This is a genomic window from Deltaproteobacteria bacterium RBG_16_64_85 (assembly GCA_001798885.1).
Classification (GTDB): Bacteria; Desulfobacterota; Deferrimicrobia; order Deferrimicrobiales; family Deferrimicrobiaceae; genus FEB-35.
Window position 1 is genome coordinate 1 of sequence record MGQW01000021.1, and the last position, 6,745, is coordinate 6,745.

Sequence of the window (6,745 nt, forward strand, 5' to 3'; positions counted from 1 at the left end):
CCTTATTCCTGGTTGCGATGCTCGTCTTGGGCGCCGTGGTTTCGTCGAGGCCGGCGCTGGCGGCGGAAGGGGAAGCCGACGAGGAGGGGATTTCGGCCTACTCGGTGGCCCGCCTGAAAATATTCCAGGGGACCGCATGGGTCCGATCTCCGGATTCCGGCGAATGGGAGGAAACCACTACCAACTCCCCGATCACGGAAAGAGTGCGCGTCAATATTCCGCAGGGTTCGGAAGCGGAACTTCAATTCCACGGCGGGCAGTTCGTCCTTCTCACCGGGGGAACGGAAGTGGACATCAGGAAGTTCGACGAGGCGAACACGGTATTCCGGCTCCGTACCGGGGAGGTCCGGTTCGATCTTCCTTCGGATGATTTTTCCCCTGTGCGGATGATGATACCCGGCGGCGGAAAGGTGAATTTCAACGTTCCGGGCCGCTACTGGCTGGCCGTCAAGGACGGCGGCCAGACCCGCCTGGTGGTGCGTTCGGGTGAAGGGATCGTTTCCCACGACAAGGGCGATATCAGCGTAAAGGCGGGAGAAGAAGCGACGATCGGCAAGGATGTCCGCGTATCCGCATACGAAGGCAAGCCCGAGGACACGGCTGCTCCCCCTCCCCCCCTGACCGAGGAGGAGAGAAAGGCGGAGGTTCCGCCGGTGGCGGCATACGAACTCAGGAACTACGGCGACTGGGTATACTCCGCCGATTACGGATGGGTGTGGCAGCCCAGGACCACCTCCGGCTGGTCCCCTTACCATTACGGCCGCTGGGCCTGGGTATCTCCTTACGGCTGGACCTGGGTGTCCTATGAACCCTGGGGCTGGTATCCCTACCATTTCGGATGGTGGGCGAGCGATCCCTTCTTCGGATGGGTCTGGTGCCCTTTCCGGTCGTTCGTTTCGGTCGGCGTTGTGTTCGGGCATTCCCACTTTGTCCATTTCCACCGGAACGCCTTTTTCTTCCCGGCCACCGTCAGGTTCGTGAGGGACGGCCGCTCCGTGCGGTGGGTGCCGCTGCGCCCCGGTGAGCGTTTCGTCCGCTCGGGATTCACCCGTTCGGATTCCCGGCTGGCCAGATGGGAACGGCCCCTGGAGCGCGGCACCGTCTTCACCAGGACCGACAGGGGCGGGAAGAATGAATGGCGCGAATGGACCTCCACGCAGAGAGGTCGGCAATCGGTGCAGGTGAGGGAACGCTCCACCGTCCGCCCACCGGCTTCGATGCCTCGTCCCGAGAGGCAGGAAAGAATGCAGCCGCGTAGCCCGGATCAGCCGGACCGGATGCCTCGGCGCGAATTCCGCGGCAGTGAGGGTCGTCCGGTCGACAGTGGAGTTTCTTCTTCCCCGCGGCGGCCGGAAACGGGATCCGCGGTTCGCCCCGAGAGGGTGTTGAAACCGCCTCGCTCCGAGCCGCCGGTTGGAAATATCGCGCCTGATCGAGGCTTTGCGAGTCCAGAGAGAGGCGATTCCGGCAGGACGCCGGAGGGCAGGGGAGAGACCAGCCGACCGACATTCCGGAATCCCTCGGCGGAGGGGGACTCTGACAGGGGAGGCGGAGGCTCCGGGTTCAATTTCGGCGGACGCGGGGAGCGGGGATCCGGAGGCGGCAGGATCAGATAACGGGGGATATTCCGCTATCGGTGTTCCGCCGGCTCGGGTCCGGTAGGCCTCTCCGTCTCGACCGGGTTTATTTCCACCTCGATCAGCGTCAGCCATCGTCCGAAGTACTCATCCCCGACCGACTGCGGCCCCGGCGGAGGTCTGCGCGGTTCTTCCGCGTGGAGGGTTACCTTCGGCGACTCCACCAAAGGCAGGTGGACCGTGACTCCCGGGGGACTGTCAGTGCGCACGGCCTGCTTCCCAGGTGCGCATCCCCCCAGGATGGCCAGAACCGCCAGAATCAGCAAAGCGAGAAGGATGATTGGAGTTACGCGCTTCATGGCCCTCACCTCCTCCGGCCCTTATCTTTATTTTACGCCCCTTTTCTCCGAGGGGGGGAAGCGCCCTTTTCCGGGGGTAGATATACTATAATTGAAGGGTAAATCGAGGGAGGACTCCGGCGATGACGATCCGGGCGGGGCCGCTGCTGGCAAGTCTGTTCGATCTCAATGGATTTTCGCCCCATCCGGCGGGGCCTTCTTCATGCCTCCCTCTCGTTATCTGCCTGTTAGGTTTCCTGCTGGCTTTTTTCCTCTCCGCGCGGAAGGAGTAACCGGACGACGCTTTCCGGGGAACATCCTTTTACCCCCGGTGATCGACTGGACCAGGTCGATCGCTTCTTCCTTGTTGCGGACCCTTCCGGTGAGGGTGGCTTCCCGCACCTCTTCCAGGATTGCCTCCATCCGGGAAGAAGCGGGGATCCCCAGGTGGAGCAGATCCTTCCCCGAGAGCAGGGGCGGGCGCCGGGCTGCAATCTTCAATAGGGGCCGGAAGTCGATTCCCTTCCGTCCTGCCGCACGGTAAGCGGCCTCGTAAAGCGACAGCAGGTGGACCGGCCTTTCCCACCTCCCGAAGACGGCTTCGATCCGGGCGTGCGGATTCTTCAAGCGTTGGGTATGAGCGAGCCGCGCCAGGTCCTCGAGCATCCGGACGCCGCCTCGGACCTGAGGGAAGTGAAGGCGCCGGGCGATGCCCTCCGTGCGGGAAAGACGGAAGCGCTGCCGCGCCACGCATTCGTGTTCCGCAACGTCCACGAGCAGGTTGGCGAGCAACGGAATCTCCGGCAAGGGTCGACCGAGGAATTTCTCCAGGATCGCATACCGCCGCAGGATCCGGGCAGGACCCTTCCTCACGGCGAAGACTTCGGGGAGGAGAATCCGGAGGATTCCCGATCGATGGAGATCCTTGACGGTACCTGCCGGGCTTGCCAGGAGCGAGCGAAGCAGTTCCCCGATGATCCGTTCACCCGGTATCGTCCCGATGAATTCCGGCGCCACGCGGCGGATGGATGCCCACGTTTCCTTCTCGATGGAGTAACCCCGCCGCTCGTTCTTTTGGCGGATGGCGCGCAGCATCCGCAACGGGTCCTCCCGGAACCGGTCCTCCGGGTTCCCCACCCCCCGGATCCTCCTTCGCCGCAGGTCCGCAAGCCCGCCGAAGAAGTCGACGACCGCCCCGGTCAGCAGGCCGCTCTCCGTACCCAGGGCAAACAGCAGGCTGTTGATCGTGAAGTCGCGCCGGGAGGCGTCCTCCCGCGCGTCGACATCCTTCGTGCGGATATCGAACTCGCGGTGCCCCGGGCCCGTGGATCGCTCCGACCGGGCCAGCGCTACGTCGATCTCCTCTTCCACCCAGGCGGTTCGCACCTTGAACACGGCGAACGCCTTTCCCACGGGAAAGATCCGCAGGATGCCCAGCCTCTTCGCGGGAAGCGAGCGGAGAAGCTTGCCCAGGCCCTCGAAGTCCATCCCGGATACCATCAGGTCGATGTCCTTGCCGGGGCGCCCCTCGACCAGGTCGCGGACGAAGCCCCCCACGAGATATGGTTTTCCTCCGCCCTTCAGGACGGCGCGGCAGAAGGCGTCCAGAAACCGCCGGAGCGGCTTCCGGCTGCGCAGGGAGCGAACGACGCGGGGGGATATCCGATGGAGGACCGGTCTTTGACCTTGCGCCGGCATTCAGCCCGTCAGTTTCTCGATGACCCGGTCCCGGTATTCGGGGAAATCCTCGAGTTGGAGAGGCCTCTTCCTCATCAGGTTGAGCCGGAGGAGCTTGCCGTCCAGTTCCTTGAGCTTCCGCCGCTTCTCGCCTTCCTCCTCGATGGCGGAAAGCAGGCTCTTCAGCGTAACGATCTCCTTGCGCAGCTCGAGCTCCGGCGGGAGGCACCCGGCGTTCTTCAGGATCTTGTAGGAGACCCGCAGGTCCTCGGGGACCATCGAGTCGTCCTCGAGGGCAAGAGGCTTGCCGGCGCCGGGGAGGTTGTCGAACTCCCCCCTGGCCATCGCCTCACGGATCTTCTCCTCCGCGATGAGCACGAGAGGGTCCATGGAGAGATAATATCATCGAGGGGAAGACGGGAGGGAAGGGGGATGGAGCGCGAATTTTCGGGCAGGAAGCTGCAGCTGGCAAGGGGGGACATCACGGAGGAGAGGACCGATGCGATCGTGAACGCCGCCAATTCCTCGCTTCTGGGAGGTGGGGGAGTGGACGGGGCCATCCACCGGGCCGGCGGGTCCGCCATCCTCGAGGAGTGCAAGGCGCTCCGGGCCCGCCAAGGGGAGTGCCCCGCGGGGCATGCGGTGATGACGACCGGCGGCAGGCTTGCGGCGCGGCATGTCATCCACACGGTGGGTCCGGTGTGGAGGGGCGGAGACCGCGGAGAAAAGACTCTCCTCGCCTCCTGCTATCGCAACTCCCTGCGCCTGGCCGTCGAACAAGGATGGTCGTCGGTTGCCTTCCCGTCGATCAGCACGGGGATCTACGGATATCCCGTGGAGGAAGCAGCAAAGGTGGCACTCGGCGCCGTTGTGGAGTTTCTGAAGGAAGAGGAGAGTGCGCCGCTGCTCGTCCGGTTCGTCCTGTTCGACGGGAAAACCTTCCAGGCGTACCGGGAGGCGCTGGAAGCGTTATCGATGGTGGGGGACGCTCCTCAACGCTGAGCGGGGACACACCTCGCGATATCAAGCGCAAAGATCAGGAGTGTCCCCGGTGGAATGTCCCCCTCGTGCTCCGGCACTCGCCGATTCAATCGTTCAGGTACCCCTTCTTGTCGAGTGCCGCTACGATCCGCCTCGCCGCATCGGCAGGTGTTTCGCTGTCTCCCCGCACCACGAGTTCAGGCTGCAACGGCGGCTCGTATTCTGCCTGGATGCCGGGCACGTTGGGGGCTTTTCCCTCGCGTGCCCTGTGGTAGATCCCCTTGGGGTCCCTCGACTCGCACACCGAGAGGGGGCAGTCGACGTGCACTTCCAGGAATTCCGGAATCTGCAGTCGCGCACGGTCCCGATAGGCGCGGCGGCTGGCGGTGGCATCGAAGATGACGGATACGCCGTGCCGCGTCAGCAGCCATCCGATATAGCTCACCCCCGCGTAAAAAGTGTCCCGCTCCGAATCGCCGTAATCGGGATTCGGGGTGAGGACCCGGCGCAGCGCGTCGGATTCGAGAACCGCGATGTTCACTCCCCGGCCGGCAAGCTCGCTGTGCAGGGCTTCCGCGACGGTCGACTTCCCCGAAGCCGGCAGGCCCGTCAGCCAGACCGCGAAACCTTGCCGCATTCTTTTCTTACACCCCGCAGTAAGCGTTCACGCGGGCCGGGTTGAATGCTTCCGCGTCGAGGACCGCCTGGAGGAAGGCGAAGAGCTTCCGCCGCACGTCCTCGGAGAGGGTGGGATACCAGACGGGGCTCGCCATGACCAGGCAACGGAAGGCGAAGAAGGGGGCAGCGACCTCGAGAATTTCCCGGTCGCCGGTTTTTTCCAGGTAGCGGTCCCAGAACCGGCGGAACAGCGTTTCGAAGGCGCCTGCAAGCCGGCCGTCGCGCTGCAGCGAGCTGAACAGGTAATTCCCGGTGATGGAGGTGACGTCGTCGGCCGGGTCGCCCCACTCCCCGCGGGATCGGTCCAGCACGCTGAAGTCCATCCCATCACGGAACAGGATGTTGTAGGGGTGGAAGTCGCCGTGGACCCGTCGCAGGCGGTGGGCGCGTCCTTTGAGGCGCCATCTCCAGCCGACGCACTGTCGCTCGATGGTTTGCAGGAGGCTGCTCGTGATGAACCCGTGTTTCGGCGGATAGCCGTCCGCGATGCCCATAATGCACTCGCCGTGCCCCATCAGTTCCCGGATCCGCCGCGCGTAGAGCCCGGGATCGGTCCCCCGCAGTTCGTGGATTTCGACCAGGTAGTCGCACAGGACATCGGCCCGGGACAGGTCGAGGTCGGTCAGCTGACCGTCCCCCTGCAGGCGGGAGAGATCGTGGATGTAGGCGGTCCCCTCGACATACTCCGCAAGGAGGAAAAGTTCTTGCGTCTTTCCGAGGGAGAGGAGAGCTCCTTCCTTCTGGAAGGCTCCGACATCGAGCGACCGGGCGTGGCGGGGGAGGCTGTTATAGGACTGAAAGTCCCAAAGCAGCATCTGGGCGCGGTCCGCCATGTGATCGTGGCCGTAGGGCCCAGGCGAAAGCGTTTCCAGGACGGATTTCCGACGCTGCCCGTCGACTTCGTATTCCACCAGGACCGGCATTCCGTATCCGTATCCCTTGATGGCCCCCGTCTCGATCTTTTCCCCGAGAAGGGAGAGACGAAGGACGCGAACGGGTTTCATCAGGAGGGCCGAGAGGTAGGGCTCGAGGTTCTCCCGCGAAAGGTCGGGCATGCCTCACCTGCCTTATCCGGCGAGGATCTGCTTCAGGTGATTGATGTCGTGCCGGGCCATCCGGGCGGAGAGCTCCTCCAGGGTCAGCCGCCCCGATTCCGGGTGGACGCCGGTGCGTTTCATTTGCTCTTCGTCCAGAGAGGAAAGGAGGGCGAGGTTTTCCGCCCGCAGCGCGGCGAATCGGGCGCCCAGTTTTCCCGGTTCCTTTTCCCGGTACGGGCGCAGCCCCGCGATCCACTTTTCCTGGTCGAAGAACGAGAGATTCGGATCTTCTTCACAGATCATCTTCCGGATCCGGAAGGTCATGACGGCTTCGGTGTCCAGCATGTGGGCCAGTACGTCCTTCCGGGACCAGTCTCCCCCGGAGGGGCGGACCGCCAGCCACTTCGGGGAAGCGCCCGCCACGATCTTCCGGAAGAGCGCAGGGCTCTTGCGAAGG

Annotated in this window: 8 protein-coding genes; 2 read left to right on the forward strand and 6 right to left on the reverse strand. The window is 64.2% G+C overall.

The genetic code is table 11. The features are described from left to right. Positions 1–1,616: hypothetical protein (locus A2Z13_02690; GenBank protein ID OGP80340.1), on the forward strand; the 1,616-nt coding region annotated here is incomplete at its 5' end. Between the two features lie 14 nt (positions 1,617–1,630). On the opposite strand, the gene A2Z13_02695 is transcribed toward A2Z13_02690, so the two are convergent. The 3 genes from A2Z13_02695 to A2Z13_02705 form a co-directional block, all read right to left on the reverse strand. After that, the gene (locus A2Z13_02695) at positions 1,631–1,936 is read right to left on the reverse strand and encodes a hypothetical protein (protein OGP80341.1); all 306 of its coding nucleotides are present in this window, start codon (positions 1,934–1,936) and stop codon (positions 1,631–1,633) included. Positions 1,937–2,152: 216 nt separating this feature from the next. Further along, positions 2,153–3,613, reverse strand: coding sequence for a hypothetical protein (locus A2Z13_02700; GenBank protein OGP80342.1), 1,461 nt, complete (start codon positions 3,611–3,613; stop codon positions 2,153–2,155). Continuing rightward, positions 3,614–3,982, reverse strand: coding sequence for a molecular chaperone DnaJ (locus A2Z13_02705; protein OGP80343.1), 369 nt, complete (start codon positions 3,980–3,982; stop codon positions 3,614–3,616). A gap of 42 nt (positions 3,983–4,024) precedes the next feature. Between A2Z13_02705 and A2Z13_02710 the strand changes: the two genes are divergently transcribed. Continuing rightward, positions 4,025–4,594, forward strand: coding sequence for an O-acetyl-ADP-ribose deacetylase (locus tag A2Z13_02710; protein OGP80344.1), 570 nt, complete (start codon positions 4,025–4,027; stop codon positions 4,592–4,594). Positions 4,595–4,679: 85 nt separating this feature from the next. On the opposite strand, the gene A2Z13_02715 is transcribed toward A2Z13_02710, so the two are convergent. From A2Z13_02715 to A2Z13_02725, 3 genes are all read right to left on the reverse strand, one after another. Continuing rightward, on the reverse strand, positions 4,680–5,210 hold the full coding sequence (locus A2Z13_02715) for an adenylyl-sulfate kinase (protein OGP80345.1): 531 nt from the start codon (positions 5,208–5,210) through the stop codon (positions 4,680–4,682). Positions 5,211–5,217: 7 nt separating this feature from the next. Continuing rightward, the gene (locus A2Z13_02720) at positions 5,218–6,306 is read right to left on the reverse strand and encodes an aminoglycoside phosphotransferase (GenBank protein OGP80346.1); all 1,089 of its coding nucleotides are present in this window, start codon (positions 6,304–6,306) and stop codon (positions 5,218–5,220) included. A 12-nt stretch (positions 6,307–6,318) separates the two neighbouring features. Continuing rightward, positions 6,319–6,745: hypothetical protein (locus A2Z13_02725; GenBank protein ID OGP80347.1), on the reverse strand; the 427-nt coding region annotated here is incomplete at its 5' end.

Coding starts and splice junctions, on each gene's coding strand:
- A2Z13_02695 (OGP80341.1), bottom strand. CDS start 1,936: ATGAAGCGCGTAACTCCAATCATCCTTCTCGCTTTGCTGATTCTGGCG.
- A2Z13_02700 (OGP80342.1), bottom strand. CDS start 3,613: ATGCCGGCGCAAGGTCAAAGACCGGTCCTCCATCGGATATCCCCCCGC.
- A2Z13_02705 (OGP80343.1), bottom strand. CDS start 3,982: ATGGACCCTCTCGTGCTCATCGCGGAGGAGAAGATCCGTGAGGCGATG.
- A2Z13_02710 (OGP80344.1), top strand. CDS start 4,025: ATGGAGCGCGAATTTTCGGGCAGGAAGCTGCAGCTGGCAAGGGGGGAC.
- A2Z13_02715 (OGP80345.1), bottom strand. CDS start 5,210: ATGCGGCAAGGTTTCGCGGTCTGGCTGACGGGCCTGCCGGCTTCGGGG.
- A2Z13_02720 (OGP80346.1), bottom strand. CDS start 6,306: ATGCCCGACCTTTCGCGGGAGAACCTCGAGCCCTACCTCTCGGCCCTC.